Source organism: Robbsia andropogonis, assembly GCF_034047095.1.
Lineage (GTDB): Bacteria > Pseudomonadota > Gammaproteobacteria > Burkholderiales > Burkholderiaceae > Robbsia > Robbsia andropogonis.
Window position 1 is genome coordinate 2315728 of sequence record NZ_CP139170.1, and the last position, 17326, is coordinate 2333053.

12 protein-coding genes are annotated in these 17326 nt (G+C 64.0%); 7 read left to right on the forward strand and 5 right to left on the reverse strand.

The window, feature by feature from the left end; translation table 11 throughout:
* Positions 1-254 precede the first annotated feature (254 nt).
* Complete coding sequence (locus SJQ66_RS23620) at positions 255-2198, forward strand: pseudouridine synthase (RefSeq protein WP_024903098.1); 1944 nt, start codon at positions 255-257, stop codon at positions 2196-2198.
* 125 nt (positions 2199-2323) lie between these two features.
* Here SJQ66_RS23620 and def read toward each other — a convergent pair whose 3' ends face one another.
* The 4 genes from def to smc all read right to left on the reverse strand — a co-directional run bounded on the left by def (position 2324) and on the right by smc (position 10226).
* Entirely contained in the window at positions 2324-2869 is a 546-nt protein-coding gene (gene def / locus SJQ66_RS23625) for a peptide deformylase (RefSeq protein ID WP_024903099.1), read from the reverse strand.
* Between the two features lie 54 nt (positions 2870-2923).
* The gene (ligA, locus tag SJQ66_RS23630) at positions 2924-5092 is read right to left on the reverse strand and encodes an NAD-dependent DNA ligase LigA (protein ID WP_024903100.1); all 2169 of its coding nucleotides are present in this window, start codon (positions 5090-5092) and stop codon (positions 2924-2926) included.
* An 82-nt stretch (positions 5093-5174) separates the two neighbouring features.
* Positions 5175-6647, reverse strand: a complete 1473-nt coding sequence (locus SJQ66_RS23635) for a cell division protein ZipA C-terminal FtsZ-binding domain-containing protein (RefSeq protein WP_024903101.1) — start codon at positions 6645-6647, stop codon at positions 5175-5177.
* Positions 6648-6710: 63 nt separating this feature from the next.
* Positions 6711-10226, reverse strand: coding sequence for a chromosome segregation protein SMC (gene smc / locus SJQ66_RS23640; protein ID WP_320535371.1), 3516 nt, complete (start codon positions 10224-10226; stop codon positions 6711-6713).
* 285 nt (positions 10227-10511) lie between these two features.
* On the opposite strand from smc, the gene dapC reads away from it, so the two are divergent.
* The 6 genes from dapC to cls all read left to right on the forward strand — a co-directional run bounded on the left by dapC (position 10512) and on the right by cls (position 16672).
* Complete coding sequence (gene dapC / locus SJQ66_RS23645; RefSeq protein WP_176025970.1) at positions 10512-11786, forward strand: succinyldiaminopimelate transaminase; 1275 nt, start codon at positions 10512-10514, stop codon at positions 11784-11786.
* 70 nt (positions 11787-11856) lie between these two features.
* A complete protein-coding gene (dapD, locus tag SJQ66_RS23650; protein WP_024903104.1) occupies positions 11857-12693 on the forward strand; it encodes a 2,3,4,5-tetrahydropyridine-2,6-dicarboxylate N-succinyltransferase in 837 nt (278 codons plus the stop codon).
* Entirely contained in the window at positions 12693-13046 is a 354-nt protein-coding gene (locus tag SJQ66_RS23655; RefSeq protein ID WP_036009283.1) for an arsenate reductase, read from the forward strand. Before dapD ends, SJQ66_RS23655 begins: the two co-directional genes overlap by 1 nt.
* A 10-nt stretch (positions 13047-13056) precedes the next feature.
* Positions 13057-14220, forward strand: a complete 1164-nt coding sequence (dapE, locus tag SJQ66_RS23660) for a succinyl-diaminopimelate desuccinylase (RefSeq protein ID WP_320534614.1) — start codon at positions 13057-13059, stop codon at positions 14218-14220.
* Between the two features lie 80 nt (positions 14221-14300).
* The gene (gene prmB, locus SJQ66_RS23665; RefSeq protein ID WP_024903107.1) at positions 14301-15194 is read left to right on the forward strand and encodes a 50S ribosomal protein L3 N(5)-glutamine methyltransferase; all 894 of its coding nucleotides are present in this window, start codon (positions 14301-14303) and stop codon (positions 15192-15194) included.
* Positions 15195-15226: 32 nt separating this feature from the next.
* The gene (gene cls / locus SJQ66_RS23670) at positions 15227-16672 is read left to right on the forward strand and encodes a cardiolipin synthase (protein ID WP_024903108.1); all 1446 of its coding nucleotides are present in this window, start codon (positions 15227-15229) and stop codon (positions 16670-16672) included.
* Positions 16673-16680: 8 nt separating this feature from the next.
* On the opposite strand, the gene SJQ66_RS23675 is transcribed toward cls, so the two are convergent.
* Positions 16681-17202 (reverse strand): glutathione peroxidase, encoded by a 522-nt coding sequence (locus tag SJQ66_RS23675; protein ID WP_320534615.1) that lies wholly within the window; start codon positions 17200-17202, stop codon positions 16681-16683.
* Positions 17203-17326: the final 124 nt, after the last annotated feature.

A 17326-nucleotide genomic window follows, 5' to 3' on the forward strand; every position in this document is an offset into this window, starting at 1 on the left:
TTATCGATTCCCCCTGACCGGACGCTCGAAAAGGTCCGGGCCGCCGGCCGAGCCGGTACAACGCGTCGTCGCCGGGATCGATATCGCCGTCCGTTTCACCGTCGTGCCCTGACACGCCACGGTGCACCTCACGCGGCGCCGGCATACTTCCGGACGCAGATCTCACCTTTTGTCTTGACCGCGGCGACACCGCGGCCGAACATGCGGGTCAGCCAGCCAACGCCTCCACGGCGGCGCGGCCCCCAGGAAACATTATGCGAACCAAACTCTCCGTCTCTCGCCCCGCTTCCGGCGAGGATTCATCCACCTCCGCGCAGCCGGCGGCCAAGCGCAGTTCCGCGCGGGCTCCCGTTCGCGCCGCGTCACCGTTGGCGCGGCGGGTAAAACCTGTCCGCGACGACAGCACCGGCGACAAGCGCAAAGCGCCGCCAGGCCGAGGTACCACTGATCGCAAATCCGTCGATGGCGGGACACGCGGGAGTGGGCCGCGCACGGCGCCGCGACCCGCCGGTCCACGTGCGGCGGCAGGCACATCAAAGAACGGGCGTTTCCGCACTGGCGCCGCAACCGGCCCACGCGGCGACGCGACGGCAGCACCGCGATCACCGCGCACGCCCCGTTTCGATAGTGATGGCACCGGGCTACGGAATGAACGCGTCGCCGGCGCGCAGCGCGGGCAACGCAGCGCTGCCGCACCGCACGCGCGTCAGGGAGACGGCAAATATTCGGCGGCGCGACCGGCTGGCGCTTCAGGCGGCCGCCCCGGCACGCCAGGCGGTCCGCGGTCCGGCAGTGGGATCGCCGGACGGGGCGAAGGCCAAGGTCAGCGTGGCGGCAGGAGTGAAGGTTCACGTTCGAGCCCAGACAGACAGGAAAGCCAGGATCACCCACGTGGTCAAGGTCGCCGGGAGGATCGCGGCACGGCGGGGGATCGTCGTCCCGTCGGCACGGGCCGTACCGACGCGCGCCCTGCCGGTTTTGCACAGGGGCGCGGGGGGGATCGCCGTGGTAGCCCGGCGGGCGCCCGCGAGGAGGCGCGACCGGATCAGCGCAACGCCCCACGAGGCGAGCCCCGCGTCGACTCGCGCGGTGCCCCGCGCGGCGACACCCGTGATAATGCGCGTAAAGACAGCCGTGGTACCGCCACTGGCCGCCCTGGCGGCCGCCCCGGCAACCATGCTGCCGCGGAAGGTCGCGCTGGTGACGCCCGAAACCGCACGGATTCACGCTACACCGGGCCAGCGCGTACATCGGAGCCGAATCGGCACGGCCGCGCGCCGTTGCCGCCGGCCGTGCCCACCCGTGCCCGTCCCTCCCGCACGGACCGCCGCGATGATGGCGCACTGCCGCGCGCGAACGCGGCGCGCTCGTCGAGCGGCGACATCGGCGCACCGCGCACGAAGAGCGTCCGGGAGTACCTCGACGAAGCGGCCGCAACGGATGAAGGCGTGCGCTTGTCCAAACGCATGTCGGAACTCGGCATGTGCTCGCGACGCGAAGCGGATGAATGGATCGAAAAAGGCTGGGTGAAAGTGGATGGCCAGGTCGCGGATACGCTGGGCGTGCGCGTGAAACCAGACCAGAAAATCGATATCGCGCCGCAGGCGATGGCCGCGCAACAAAAGCTGGTGACCATCCTGCTGCATAAGCCGGTCGGGCACGTCTCCGGACAGCCGGAAGACGGCCATCCGCCGGCGGTGGCACTCGTGACGCCCTCAAATCATTGGGACATGGACGGCACGATGCTGCGCTTCACCGCGCTGCATCTACGCGCATTGGCGCCGGCGGGTCGTCTCGACATCGACTCCACCGGGCTCTTGGTCTTCACGCAGGACGGTCGCGTCGCCAAGCAACTCATCGGGGAACAATCGGAGGTCGACAAGGAATACCTGGTCCGCGTGCGCTATGGCCGCCATACCGAAAACCTGGCGTCGTATTTTCCTGAAGACCAACTGGCACTGCTGCGTCATGGTCTGTCGCTCGATGACGTCGAACTGCAACCAGCGCAGGTGGATTGGCAAAACGGCGAGCAGTTGCGCTTCGTGCTGCGCGAGGGGCGCAAACGCCAGATCCGACGCATGTGCGAAGCAGTTGGGCTGGAAGTGCTGGGTTTGAAGCGAGTACGGATCGGCGGCGTCATGCTCGGTGCCCTGCCACCAGGTCAATGGCGTTACCTCGCGGAAGGCGAAACGTTCTGACCGCCCGCGCATGCCGCCGAAGGTCCCGGCATCGCAATCGCATATGGGTCTTGCGGTCGCGCCGGTGAACATGGCAAAGGCTGCGACCAGACAACGTGCCGATTGACCGGCTCCGGCGCATTGTGTCAATCGTCGCCAGGTGCGGAACTGGCGTCCGGGAACAGCACATCGACAAAGCCGAGCTTTGACAAATCGTCCATCCGCATAGGATACAGTTTACCGATCAGATGATCGCACTCATGCTGGACGACGCGAGCGTGGAACCCGTCGGCAACCCGATCGATGGCATTGCCGAACTGATCGTAGCCCTCATAGCGGATCATCGAGAAACGCTTCACCAGCCCGCGCATGCCGGGCACCGACAAGCATCCTTCCCACCCCTCTTCCATATCATGCGACTTCGGCGCGATCACCGGGTTGATCAAAACCGTTTCGGGCACCGGTGGCGCGTCGGGATAGCGTTGTGCATCCGGTGAGAAACCAAAGATCACCACTTGCTTGTCCACGCCAATCTGCGGCGCGGCCAGTCCCGCGCCATTGGCCGCAAGCATCGTGTCGAACATATCCGCGATCAACGCCAGCAATTCCGGGGAGTTGAACTCGGATTCGTCGACCGTCTTGGCAATCCGCAGCAAGCGGGGATCGCCCATTCTCAGAATTTCACGAATCATCCGCCTCTCCTCAGCGCCGCCCCGCAGCGCGTCTTCCCATCGATCGAACCGGCGCTACACACCGTCTTGCGCAAGCCGCGTCAACATCGTTGCTTCATCGATCACCTCGACCCCCAATGCTTCCGCCTTCACGAGCTTGCTGCCCGCATCGGCGCCCGCCACGACGAACGACGTCTTCGAGGACACCGAGCCCGCCACCTTCGCACCAGCCGCCTCAAGCATCGCTTTTGCATCATCGCGGCTCAACGTTGGCAGCGTACCCGTCAACACCACGGTCTTGCCGGACAACGGCACTGCGGCCTGCGACCGGGCCAAGCCTTCGCCTTCCGCCCACTCTACACCGGACGCACGCAATTGCTCAATCACCTCGACATTGTGTGGTTGCGCAAAAAACGTAAGAATCGCCTCTGCCACGACGGGGCCGATATCACGAACCGCAAGCAACGCTTCCCGATCGGCTTCGATCAATGCGTCCATCGTGCCAAAATGCTGCGCCAACGCTTTCGCCGTGCTTTCCCCCACCTGCCGAATGCCCAACGCAAAGATGAAACGTGGCAACGTCGTATGCCGCGCCTTCTCAAGCGAATCCAGCAAGTTCTGGGCCGACTTGTCGCCAAATCGGTCGAGCGCGGCAAGCGTGGCGAAACCAAGCCGGAACAAGTCTGCCGGCGTACGCACCAGATTCTGCTCGACCAATTGATCGACGATCTTGTCACCTAGTCCATCAATGTCAAGCGCGCGACGCTGCGCGAAATGCCAGAGCGCCTGCTTGCGCTGCGCCGGGCAGAACAGACCGCCGGTACACCGCGCCACGGCCTCGTCCGCTAGCCGTTCGATGGCCGAGCCGCAAACCGGACACGCCGTAGGCATGACAAACGCACGAGCATCGGCGGGACGCCGCGCCTGCACCGCGCCGACCACCTCGGGAATCACATCACCCGCCCGCCGAACGATTACCGTATCGCCGATCAGAATGTCCTTACGAGTGATTTCGTCCTCGTTATGTAACGTGGCGTTCGTTACCGTCACACCGCTGACCGACACCGGCTCCAATCGCGCCACGGGCGTGATGGCGCCGGTACGCCCCACCTGCACATCGATATCCAGCAACCGGGTCATGGCCTCCAATGCAGGGAACTTGTGCGCCAGCGCGAATCGCGGCGCGCGAGAGACAAAACCCAGCGCCGCGCGTTGCTCAGTCTCGTTCACCTTATAGACGACACCATCGATGTCATACGGCAACGCCTCGCGGCGCGCACCGATCCCGCGGAAAAAGGCGAGCATGCCGGCTGCACCGTGCACCACCGCACGCTCCTTGCAGACCGGCAGTCCGAGCGCGTCATACCAGTTCATCAACGCATCATGTGTCGCAGGCATCGGCACCCCTTCGAGCGCGCCGATGCCATAAGCGAAGAACGACAACGGGCGCTTGGCGGTGATCTTTGAATCGAGCTGTCGCAGGCTGCCGGCGGCGGCATTGCGCGGATTGGCAAAGGTCTTTTCACCTGCCGCACGCTGACGTTCGTTCAAGCGCTCGAAATCGCGCTTGTACATCAGCACCTCGCCACGCACTTCGAGCACATCCGGCATCGGCACGCCCTTGACGGCCTTCAATTGCAACGGAATGGTTCGCACGGTGCGGATGTTGTCAGTGACGTCCTCCCCGGTGGCGCCATCGCCGCGCGTCGCGCCGCGCACAAAGCGGCCGTGCTCATAGCGCAAAGATATGGCGAGGCCATCGAATTTCAACTCACACGCGTAAGCGAGAGCATCACGCCCCTGGGCCGGTGCGATCGCCTCCAGATCCTTCGGGGTAACCGCTGCATCGACCGTGGCACCGGCGGCCAGCTTGGCCAGACCTTCCGCGCAACGTCGGTCGAACGCTTCCACTTCCTCATCGTCGAACGCGTTATTCAGCGACAACATCGGTACCGCGTGCGTGACACTGGCAAAAGCCGTCAATGCCTCGCCGCCTACCCGCTGCGTGGGAGAATCCGGCGTGATCAGATCCGGATTCGCGTGTTCCACCGCCTGCAATTCCGCAAACAACCGGTCGTATTCGGTATCCGGGACCTCGGGGTCATCCTCGACATAATAGGCATGATTCAGCCGCGCCAGTTCGGTCCGTAATGCGGCCGCGCGGACTACCGGATCAGCATTTTCGCGTTCAGCGGGCGTGGGATGGGCGGCACGGGGCGCCGCCTTGGAGGCAGGATGGCTCATCGGATTTCAAGATACACCATGACGCATGGCAAGCGGCTGAACGCGTCCGCGCACCCGGCATGCCATCGTGCGGATTACGCGGTCAGGAAGAAAATAAACGCCGGGCCGCGGTCGATCCGGCGGGCAGCCCCGCCTGTTCGAGCCGCGCGTACAACGTCATCAGGCGGTCGTCGATCGCCTGCATCGAGGCATCCGGCAACACGCGGCGCTGATCATCGACCACCCGGGCGCCGATGCGTTGCGCCAGTGAACGGGCGTAATCGCACATCAGGCGCCATGGCAGGATGTCTTCGTCCGCCACCGGCACATCAAGCAGCAGCGTGATCATCTGGCCACCCTTGTAAGTCAAGTCGTCGCGCAGGAAATTCATGTTCTCGAACGTCATCGTGAACACCGGGTTCTGCTGCGCATCGAGCTTGACGAAACGCGTGCCATCGCGAGAAAGCAGCATGCCATCCTGCGACGCCACCGCCTGCACATAGCTGCCCGACCAGGGGGCGCCATCGGTCAGGACGTTCACCGACAACTGTGCATCGCATTGCGCGGCAAAACCGTCCAGTTCACGCGCCATCTGCACAACGGCGCCCATGTCCGGGAAATCCGCCGACGCGTCGAGCGCATCCGCCAGCTGGTGGACGCTACCGACAAACTCGCTGAACTCCAGTTCATTCAACGCACCCGAACGGTTTGCAAGCTGCACGGCGACCCGCAGACTCTCGTAGCGGGCACCCGGACGCAGCGCTCCCCACTGGCCCTGGGTGTCACATCCCTCGACGAACACCGGCTTGCTGCCGGCGCGTCGCAATCGAACCGCGAACGGAATCACCCGGTCGCCGGTCACCGCTTCGCCGAGTGTCAACGGCACGATGCAGTCCAGTCGTGAATCGACCACGACGGGCGGAAGGTTCGATATGGTCGCTCTCGCCCCGAGGTCACGGCCCTGGACGAGCGGCTGGCCCGACTGCGCATCATCGGCATGCGCGGCGGAGTCACCACCGTGCACCGCCCCTGCAGACGCACCCTCTGCGCCATCGACACTGGCCAGCACGGCATCGCTTTCCACGCTCGCACCGTCACCCATCGCCGCCGCGGAAACCCCTTCGACCACCGGTATGAAGTCGTCGGCTTTTGACGCCTCGGATTGCGTTTGCGTCAATGTGCCGAAGGTTGGCTCGCGACGTTCGCGCGCCGCAACCTCGCGGGCTTCCTGCCTGGCTGCATCGCCATCAACCGCGGACCTGGTAACCGTGGTAACGGCGCCAGGCGCGGCGGCGGGTTTTGTGCCGCGTGCGTCCGACCACACAGGCGCGCCACCGGCGGCATCCGACGTGCCCGGTGCACCCGGCCGCGGCTCGCGACGACTCACCCGGTCCGGCGCGATGAATGGCGCCTCCTCGTTCTCCGGCATGCCCGCGGCGACGCCCTCGCCGGGCGCGTCGTCCATGGTACGCGGGAGACGCCGGCGGACCCGTTTTCCTTGTACGCCGTTATAAACGACAACCGCGACGACGATGATGACGCCCGCGACAATCAATCCGAGTTGCAACTCGTTCATGCATGCTCCATCCCATGCCCAATGGCCGGCCGCGCCGGCCACGTTTCTGGTGTTCTGGTCTTACTATCTATTCTCGACGAAACCTGCCGCCGATTCCATATCGACGGCCACGATCCGCGATACGCCCTGTTCCTGCATTGTCACGCCGATCAGTTGCTGCGCCATCTCCATCGCAATCTTATTGTGGGAGATAAAGAGGAACTGCGTCTTGTCCGACATGGCACGCACCAGGTTTGCATAGCGCTCGGTGTTCGCATCGTCGAGCGGCGCATCCACTTCGTCCAACAGGCAGAACGGTGCCGGATTCAGTTGGAACATGGCGAACACCAACGCAGTGGCCGTCAGCGCTTTTTCCCCCCCGGACAACAGGTGAATCGTCGAATTCTTCTTGCCCGGCGGCTGCGCCATGACCTGAACGCCGGAGTCGAGGATCTCGTCGCCTGTCATCTGCAGCTTCGCCTGGCCTCCGCCGAACAGGCGTGGGAACATCTCGCTGAAATGCCGATTGACCTCGTCGAACGTGGATTGCAGCAACTGACGCGTTTCCTGATCGATCTTGCGGATCGCATCCTCCAATGTCTCGATCGCCGAGGTCAGGTCGGCAGACTGGGAGTCAAGGAAGGTCTTGCGTTCGCGGGCGGCACGCAGCTCCTCCAACGCCGCCATGTTCACGGCCCCCAACGCCTGAATCGCATTGTTGATCCGTGTGACCTCGCCCTGTAGCCAAGAGGCTTTCAGATCAGGCGTCAACCGCGCCCGCAACGCATCGAGATCGATTTGCACAGCCTGCAATTGCTCGCCGAACTGCTCGGCGCTCAACCGCGCCGCCTGTTCCTTCAACTGGCATTCCGTGATGCGTTCACGTAGCGGTTGCAGCGAGCGCTCGGTGGTCAGGCGTTGTTCGTCGGCGCCTCGCAGACGTCCAGTCAGGTCATCCAGCTCGGTACGTGCCGAGGCCAGTGCCTGCTCCCGCGCCGTACGCACTTCCAGCGCTTCCTGCAAGCCCGTATCCTGCGTCTTGTCCTCTATCCCGGCCAGCTCGATGCGGGCCTCTTCCAGTTCGGCATCGATACGTTCCAATTGCTCGCCGCAGACATCGATGGAGCGGCGCAATTCCTCGATACGCGCGCGCAGATTGCGCTCCTCGAAACCGGCGTCCTGTGCAGCACGCTCCAACTCGCGTAACGCGCGCCGCGCATCGTCGAGTTCGCGTTGCAGTCGCTCGAAGGCGACCTGCTGGTCCTCGAACGCCGCCTGGCTCTCGGCCAACGCCTGGTCGTGCTGCTCGAACGCGGCCTCGGCCGTCTCGCAAATCGCGCGTTGCTCGTCTACCTGGGCGGCAATCTCGTCCAGCTCCTCGCTGATCTGCGTATGCCGCGACGTGAAACGCTCGTGCGCCTGGTTCAACTTCAATGCCGTCAGTTGCAGCGCATGCGCGTCGCGCGTCGCGGCATCGGCTTGCTGGCGCAGCGCAGCCTCGCGCGTCACTGCCTCGGTGTGCGCCGCCTCGGCGCGACCCGCGTGCAATTTCGCACCATCGGCCAGCAACGCCTGCGCGCGAACCTCGCGTGTCAGGTTTTCGATTTCCTGCGCCCGCGCCAACATGCCGGCATTTTCCGAATCGGCGGCATACAGTGCGATACCCACGCGGCTGACTTGATGGCCGGCGGGCACCACCAGACAGGCGCCGTCCGGCAGCGTATCGCGACTGGCAAGCGCGGCCGCGAGGTCATCGGCCGCATAAGCATGCGCCAGCCAGTCCGTCAGTACCGCGCGCAGGCCCGGCTCGTCGATGCGAATGAGCGACGCCAAGGGTCGCAACCCTTCGGCGACGGGGGCGGCGCGCCCTGCCGTCGGTGGCGAGTAGAACGCCAGCTTGGCGGGTGGCGCATCCGAGGCAAACGCCTTGACCCAGTCGAGATTCGAGATCTCGAGCGCCGCCAATCGTTCCCGAAGCACCGACTCGACGGCCGTTTCCCAGCCACGCTCGACGTTCAGCCGCTTCCATAGACGCGGCAGGTCCTGCAACTCGTGCTTTTGCAGCCAGGGTTGTACCTGCCCCTCGGTCTGCACGCTTTGCTGCAATGCCTTCAACGCACCCAGACGCGCATCAAGTTGCCCGATCTTCGTTGTCTCGTCGCGCAAGCGTTGGTCGGCCTCGCGCCGGGCCGCATCGAGCGCCGGCACCGTCTGACGCGCCTCCGCCAGCGCCGCCAATGCCTCGTCGCGGATGGCTTCCTGCTCGGCAAGCGCTACCCGCGCCGCCTCCAGGGCCGCGTCATCCGGGACATCGAGACCATTCGCCTCGTTACGCAACCGTTCCCGGCGCATGTCGAGCTGTTGCAATTGCTGTTCGGCATTGCGCCGCTGCGCTGCTTCCAGCTTCAGCGCTTGTTCGGATGCGGCGATCGTTGCACGCGCCTGGGTCAAATGGGTCTGTGCGTCGCGCCAGCGCTGCTCGAGGTCCGGCAAGGCATCGGCCGCGGTAACCGCGGCGGCCGATGCTTCCTCGTTGCGCGCGCCCGCGTCCGCCAGCGCGGCATCCGCCGCATCGGCATCGGCACGGGCGTTCTGTGCCTGCGTCTGCCACTGCTGGCGTTGTGACTCGAGCGTATTGACTTGCGCACTGACCCGATTCCGGGCGTCGATGATGAAGCGGATCTCGGCCTCGATCTTCGAGACGTCGGCATTCGCCTCATACAACCGCCCCTGCGCGGCTTGCACGGCGTCACTGGCCGAATAGTGCGCCACCCGCAGCGTTTCCAGATCGCGCTCGACTTCGCGCAGCTTCGCCGTCTGCGCTTCCACTTCGTTCTGCGCCGCTTCCATTTGCCGTTGATGCCGCAGACGCTCGGCCTCGGCCTCGGTCTGCCGCAGCAACCACAGCAATTGTTGCTTTTCTTCGCCTTCCTGCTGTAAGTCGCGGAAATTCGCGGCAACAGCCGCCTGGGCCTCCAGCTTTTCCAGGTTCGCATCCAGTTCGCGGACGATGTCCTCGACCCGCGTCAGGTTCTCTCTGGTGTCCTGCAGGCGGTTTTCGGTCTCGCGACGGCGTTCCTTGTATTTCGATACACCGGCTGCTTCTTCCAGGAACACGCGCAGCTCCTCGGGCTTGGCCTCGATGAGGCGCGCGATCATGCCCTGGCCGATGATCGCGTACGCACGCGGTCCAAGGCCGGTACCGAGAAAAATGTCCTGGATATCGCGCCGGCGCGCCGGCAGGTTGTTGATGTAGTAGCTCGATGTGCCGTCGCGCGTCAGTACACGCTTGACGGAGATCTCGGCATACTGTCCCCACTGCCCGCCGGCACGGTGACCACTGTTGTCGAAGACCAGTTCGACGCTGGCCCGACTCCCGGGTTTGCGGTTGGTCGAACCGTTGAAGATGACGTCCTGCATCGACTCGCCACGCAATTCGGAAGCGCGCGATTCGCCCAGCACCCACCGGACGGCGTCGATGATGTTCGATTTGCCGCAGCCGTTCGGCCCCACGACACCCACGAGTTGCCCGGGCACCTGAAAGTGCGTCGGATCGACGAAGGATTTGAAGCCGGCTAGTTTGATCGAGGTAAGACGCACGGGATCGTAACGGGTTTGCCAAAAAAGTCGTAAACGGATCGCCGGCGCCAAGGCCGACAAGAATGCAACGGATGATACCATCGCGACCGGCCCCGTTCCGCACCCGACACACCCCGAACGTGCATACGGCGCAGAACAACGCGACGATTTCATGACATTCGACGAAAATGGAGCCGGCGGCATGTCGCTCACGCGTGTACGGCGTGGACAAGCAGGCGGAACATTGCCACACATGGCGCGGCGCGCCGGACCGCGCGAGGTATAATCGATGCCCTCTGCCTGACAATGGCATCTATCTCCCTCGCCTGTCCGCTATCCGACCCGATTGCCGTGAATCCGCTCCTCCAGAAGCTTCAGCCCTATCCTTTTGAAAAGTTGCGCCTGCTGTTTCGCGACGTTGTGCCACCCGCGACGCTGAAACCGATCAGCTTCGGCATCGGCGAGCCGAAACATCCGACGCCCCCTTTCATCCTGGAGGGTTACCAGAACGCCCTGGGCGGCCTGGCAGTCTATCCGGCCACCGCCGGCAGCGACGCGTTGCGGCAGGCCGCGGCCGATTGGCTGAAGAAGCGCTATCCGGCGATCGCGGCCAAGCCGGTGGACGCGGCAACGCAGATCCTGCCAGTCGCGGGTACGCGCGAAGCGCTTTTCTCGATCGCGCAGACGGTGATCGATCCGTCCGCCGGCGACGCCATCGTGGTCTGCCCGAACCCCTTCTACCAGATCTACGAAGGCGCGGCCCTCCTCGCCGGCGCGACACCGTACTACGTGAACGCGGTGCCGGCACGCAATTTCGCGCCGGATTACGACAGCATTCCAGACACCGTCTGGGCCAAGACGCAGCTTGTCTATGTCTGCTCGCCGGGCAACCCCACCGGTGCGACGCTGGACCTGGAAGGCTGGAAAGCGCTCTTCGCGCTGTCGGACAAGCATGGCTTCGTCATCGCCTCCGACGAGTGCTATTCCGAGATCTATTTCGGCGATACCCCACCGCTCGGCGCGTTGGAGGCCGCCCGGCTGCTGGGTCGAGGCGACGATCGGCTCCTGGCGTTCACGAGTTTGTCCAAACGCTCGAACGTACCGGGGCTGCGGTCCGGTTTCGTCGCCGGCGACGCGACGTTGATGCGCGCCTACCTGCTGTATCGCACCTATCACGGCAGCGCCTTGTCACCGACGGTACAGCAGGTCAGCATTGCCGCCTGGAGCGACGAGTCGCACGTCGAGGAAAACCGCGCCGCATATCGTCGCAAATTCGACATCGTCACGCCGATGCTGGCCGAGGTCCTCGACGTGGCATTGCCGGACGCGTCGTTCTATCTGTGGGCAAACGTGGCCCGCACGGGTTTGAGCGACATCGAATTCGCACGCGAGCTGTATGCGCGCCAACATGTGACCGTGCTGCCCGGGAGCTTTCTCGCGCGGGAATCGCAGGGCGTCAATCCGGGCGCGGGCTATGTGCGCCTCGCGCTGGTTGCCGGCGTCGAAGAATGTATCGAGGGCGCACGCCGCATCGTGGCGTTCTGCGCATCATGCACCGCTCCCGCCGCACCGACCCGATGAATTCGCGGGCGGCGTGCCGACGACGGCCCGCCGCCCGCCATCCCTAACCTATTTCACAACAGACCACGCCATGAGCCAAGATCTGCAAAACATCATCAATGCCGCCTGGGAAGACCGCGCCTCGCTGTCGCCCAAGCACGCACCCGCGGACATTCGCGACGCCGTGGCTAGCGCGCTGGCCAGTCTGGACGACGGCAGCGCGCGCGTCGCGCAGCCGGATGCTTCGGCACCGGGCGGCTGGGTCGTCAATCAATGGCTGAAGAAGGCCGTGCTGTTGTCGTTCCGCCTCGCCGATAACGCGCCGATGCCCGCGGGAGGTTACACCCAGTTCTACGACAAGGTGCCAAGCAAGTTCGCGCACTACACACCAGCCGATTTCGAAGCGGGTGGTTTCCGCGTCGTGCCGCCCGCCATCGCGCGCCGCGGCGCCTACATCGCGAAGAACGTGGTCCTGATGCCGTCATACACGAATATCGGCGCTTACATCGATGAAGGCACGATGGTCGACACATGGGCGACGGTCGGCTCGTGCGCGCAGATCGGCAAGCATGTCCACCTGTCCGGTGGCGTCGGCATCGGTGGCGTGCTGGAACCGTTGCAAGCCAACCCGGTCATCATCGAGGACAATTGCTTCATCGGCGCACGCTCGGAGATTGTCGAAGGGGTGATCATCGAGAAGAACGCCGTGATCTCGATGGGCGTCTATATCGGCCAAAGCACGAAGATCTTCGATCGTGAAACCGGCGAAGTCCTGTATGGCCGCGTCCCGGCAGGGTCGGTCGTCGTGCCCGGCAGCCTGCCGTCGAAGGAAGGCAACTGCCAGTTGTACGCGGCGATCATCGTCAAGAAGGTCGACGAGAAGACCCGCGCCAAGACGGCGATCAACGAACTGCTGCGAGGCGACTGATGGCGCTGCGTGTCTACGGCATCCCGAATTGCTCGACCGTCAAGAAGGCGCGCGATTGGCTTACGTCGCACGGCCGGTCTTACGTTTTCCACGATTACAAGAAGGAAGGCATTGCACCGGAAACGCTGCAGGCGTGGTTGGGGGACGTGCCACTGGATACGCTGCTGAACCGGCGCGGCACTACATGGCGCGGGCTCGACGATGTACAGCGCGCGATTGCCGAGACACCGGCCGGCGCCGTGGCGCTGATGACGGAACATCCGTCGCTGATCAAACGCCCGGTGGTCGTGGGGGACGACGGCCATGTGAAGACGGTCGGGTTCTCGGATCCGATGTACACCGACGCCTTTTAAGGAATTCACGATGTCCGCTTCCCTGCCGTCCGCCACGCTGGTCCTGACGGAAGACCTGATTCGCCGCCAGTCGATCACCCCTGCCGACGAGGAATGCCAGGCAGTGCTCGCGGCGCGTCTGCGGGCCATCGGCTTCGAATGCGAGTCGCTCGTGTTCGGTGACGTGATCAACCTCTGGGCGGTGCGCCGGGGCACGGCCGGCACGCAGGGCAAGTTGCTCGTTTTCGCGGGCCACACCGATGTGGTGCCCACCGGTCCCCTCACGGCCTGGACCTCGCCGCCGTTCACGCCAACGCATCGTGACGGCAACCTGTACGGCCGCGGCGCCGCCGACATGAAAACGTCGATCGCGGGCTTTATCGTCGCAATCGAGGAATTCGTCGCGAGCCAGCCGGCGCATACGGGCAGCATCGCCTTGCTGATCACCAGCGACGAGGAAGGACCGTCGAAGGATGGCACCGTCAAGGTCGTCGAGGCATTGCGCGCGCGCGGGGAGCGGCTTGACTATTGCGTCGTTGGCGAACCGACATCGGTCGATTCACTGGGCGACACGATCAAGAATGGCCGACGCGGCAGCCTGGGTGGTCGTCTGACGGTCAAGGGCATACAGGGGCATATCGCCTATCCGCATCTGGCGCGCAACCCGGTGCATATGGTCGCCCCGGCGCTGGCCATGTTGGCGGCCACCACCTGGGACCACGGCAACGACTATTTTCCGCCCACCAGTTGGCAGGTATCGAACATTCACGCCGGGACCGGAGCATCCAATGTGATCCCCGGCGACGCCGTCATCGATTTCAATTTCCGCTTCTCGACCGAGAACACGCCGGAGACGCTGAAAGCGCGCGTCGCGGCTATCCTCGCCGAATCCGGCCTGGCCGATACGGACTACGTGCTCGACTGGAACCTGAGCGGCATGCCGTTCCTGACGCCGAAAGGCAGCTTGTCCGAAGCATTGCGCCGGGCCATCCTCGACGAGACCGGCATCACTACCGCGTTGTCGACCACCGGTGGTACGTCGGACGGGCGATTCATCGCGACGTTATGTAAGCAAGTAGTCGAATTTGGCCCGGTCAACGCCAGTATTCACAAAATAGACGAACATATAGCATTGTCGGCGATCGATCCGTTGAAAAACATCTACCGGCGCGTGCTGGAGACGTTGATCGCCTAGCCGCGCGACGGCACGGCCGCGCACCTGAACGGTGCGGCGCCGCTCTGGCGCCGTACCTCCGCTCTCAAAAGGGATCCATCATGGCCACGCCTTATCCTTTCTCGACGTTGCGCGACGTGCTGCGTTTCGCGGTTACCCGTTTTGGCCAGGCCCATGTCGCCTTCGGTCATGGCAACGCGAACGCATACGACGAAGCCGCCTATCTGCTGCTCCATTCGCTCAGCCTCCCGCTGGACACCCTCGAACCGTTCCTGGATGCACGCCTGACCGATGACGAGATCGCGCATCTGATAACGCTGATCGAACGCCGCGCGACCGATCGTGTGCCGGCCGCCTACCTGACCGGCGAGGCCTGGATGCATGGCTATCGCTTCACGATCGATGAACGTGTGATCGTACCGCGCTCGCTCATCGGCGAATTGCTGGTCGAGCACCTGGCGCCATGGGTCAGCCGGCCGGACAACGTCCATCACGTCCTCGAGTTGTGTACCGGCTCGGGCTGCCTCTCGATCATCGCCGCCGACGCGTTTCCGGACGCCGAGATCGACGCGGTGGACCTGAGTGCCGATGCCTTGCAGGTGGCCGCGCAAAACGTCGCCGACTACGGGCTGGACGCACGCATCACGCTCCATGAAGGGGACCTGTACGCCGCGCTGCCACCGGGGCGCAAGTACGACCTCATCGTGACGAATCCGCCCTATGTCAATGCCGAATCGATGGCCGCATTGCCGCCGGAATACCGGCATGAACCCCAAATGGCCCTGCACGGCGGCGAGGACGGCATGGACCTTGTGCGCCGTATCATCGAAGAGGCGCGCGAGCATCTGAACGACGACGGCCTGTTGGTCGTCGAGATCGGCAACGAACGGCACCATGCCGAAGCGGCATTCGGTGGTCTGGATCTGGTATGGCTACCTACCAGTGCCGGGGACGACGCGGTATTCCTGATTCACGCCGCCGACCTGCCCGACTGACGCGAACGGCAGAAACCATGCGCATGCTGGGAATGCTGGCGCCGTTCGATTCGGTCGCCCTTGATATCGGTACGCTGGTCCTGCTGGTGCATATCGCCGGCGCGATGGCAGCTGTGCACGCCGTGGTCAACACGCGGACATCGCAGGGGGCGATCGCCTGGGCCGTCGCACTCGTGACGATGCCTTATCTGACGTTGCTGCCGTATTTATTCCTTGGCCAAAGCTATTTTCGCGGTTATGTCGATGCGCGACGAAGCGGCAACCGGCAACTGCGCAGCCTTGCGGCCCATCCACATACGCCCGCGGACCCCGACGCCTCGGCACGCGCCAAAGCCGCGCTCGGGCCCGGGGCGAAACGGGCATTCGACCGACTCAGCGGCATGCCCCTGCTGCCTGGAAACAAAGTGTCGTTGCTGGTCAACGGCACGCAGACCTTCAATACCATTCTCGCCGCGATCGATGGCGCGGAACGCTATGTCCTGGTGCAGTTCTTCGTCATCCGGGATGACACGCTCGGACGGCGCCTGCATCGGGCGCTGACATTGGCCGCAAAGCGTGGCGTCGCGGTTTTCCTGCTGTATGACGGCATCGGCTCGCACAAGCTGTCGCGCGAATACGTCACGTCGTTGCGCACCGCCGGCGTACAGACGCACAAGTTCGCGACCCGACGCTTCGTCAATCGCTTCCAGCTCAATTTTCGCAATCATCGGAAGATCGTCGTCATCGACGGCCGGCGTGCGTTCGTCGGGGGCCACAACGTCGGTGACGAATACCTGGGGGAGACCTTCCCGCTCTCGCCGTGGCGCGACACCCATATCGACCTCGTCGGCCCGGTGGTATCGAGTATCCAGTTCAGCTTTGTCGAGGATTGGTTCTGGGCCACCCGCCGCGTGCCGGATCTGGTCCGGTGCGAACAGAACGACAGCGCGAATATGTGCTGCCAGTCCATCGCCAGTGGACCCGCCGACGAATTCGAGACATGTTCGTTGTTCTTCGTGACGGCGATCAATGCCGCGCAGTCGCGGATCTGGCTGACCAGTCCCTATTTCGTGCCGGACGAAGCGGTGTTCTCGGCGTTGAAGCTGGCAGTGATGCGCGGGGTGGATGTCCGTATCCTGATCCCGTCGCGACGCGACCATCTGGTGGTCTTTTCCGCATCCAACGTCTATGTCTCGGAAGCCGTGCGCGCCGGTGTGCGGATGTTTCGCTACCAGCCCGGCTTCCTGCATCAGAAGGTGGTGCTGATCGACGACGTGGCCGCCGCCATCGGCAGCCCGAATCTCGACAACCGGTCATTTCGGCTGAACTTCGAATGTACCGTTCTGACGGTCGATCGCGGGTTCGCAGCCGATGTGGAAGCCATGCTCGTCGAGGATTTCTCCCATGCCAACGAAGTCAGCGACAATGAGTTTGCCAATTTTCCCGCGTGGCAGCGCGCGGCAATGCGCGTCGCCTGCCTGTTTTCACCGATCTTGTAAGCGCAGATTCAGCCAACGACATCTGGCATCGAGTTATCCGGCGCGGTGCCGAGCAATTTCTCGATGTCATGCGCGATGGCGTCCGGTTTGGTGATCGGCGCATAGCGCTCGACCACGTGCCCCCTGCGGTCGACGAGGAATTTTGTAAAATTCCACTTGATGCCTTCCGTTCCCAGCACACCGGGACGGCTTCCCGTCAGCCAGCGAAACAACGGATGGGCACCGGTGCCATTGACCTCGATTTTCTCCAACACCGGGAACGTGAGACCAAAGTTTTGCGTGCAGAAATCGCCGATCTGCTGGCTGTCCCCCGGTTCCTGCCGCCCGAACTGGTTGCAAGGAAACGCCAGGACCTCGAAACCGCGATCCGCGTACCGCGTATGTAATTGCTGCAGCCCCGCGTACTGCGGTGTAAACCCGCAGTGGCTGGCCGTGTTGACGATCAGCAACACCTTGCCGGCGTAGCGCGACAGGTCCACGGCGGTGCCGTCCAGCGAGTTTGCGGTGAAGTCGTAGATATCGTGTGTCACGGTGTCATCGTCATTACAGTCATACGGCGGCGCCGCGTTTTTCCCCGGCGCTCGCCCCCTGCCCGCCAGTGTATTGCACTCCGGTCACTTCTGCTGCCCTTGCACTCGCGCCGCGCGGAGTAGA

Bases quoted from the DNA above. Each gene is read 5' to 3' on its own strand.
- SJQ66_RS23620 (WP_024903098.1), top strand. From the start codon at position 255: ATGCGAACCAAACTCTCCGTCTCTCGCCCCGCTTCCGGCGAGGATTCA.
- def (WP_024903099.1), bottom strand. From the start codon at position 2,869: ATGATTCGTGAAATTCTGAGAATGGGCGATCCCCGCTTGCTGCGGATT.
- ligA (WP_024903100.1), bottom strand. From the start codon at position 5,092: ATGAGCCATCCTGCCTCCAAGGCGGCGCCCCGTGCCGCCCATCCCACG.
- SJQ66_RS23635 (WP_024903101.1), bottom strand. From the start codon at position 6,647: ATGAACGAGTTGCAACTCGGATTGATTGTCGCGGGCGTCATCATCGTC.
- dapC (WP_176025970.1), top strand. From the start codon at position 10,512: ATGGCATCTATCTCCCTCGCCTGTCCGCTATCCGACCCGATTGCCGTG.
- dapD (WP_024903104.1), top strand. From the start codon at position 11,857: ATGAGCCAAGATCTGCAAAACATCATCAATGCCGCCTGGGAAGACCGC.
- SJQ66_RS23655 (WP_036009283.1), top strand. From the start codon at position 12,693: ATGGCGCTGCGTGTCTACGGCATCCCGAATTGCTCGACCGTCAAGAAG.
- dapE (WP_320534614.1), top strand. From the start codon at position 13,057: ATGTCCGCTTCCCTGCCGTCCGCCACGCTGGTCCTGACGGAAGACCTG.
- prmB (WP_024903107.1), top strand. From the start codon at position 14,301: ATGGCCACGCCTTATCCTTTCTCGACGTTGCGCGACGTGCTGCGTTTC.
- cls (WP_024903108.1), top strand. From the start codon at position 15,227: ATGCTGGCGCCGTTCGATTCGGTCGCCCTTGATATCGGTACGCTGGTC.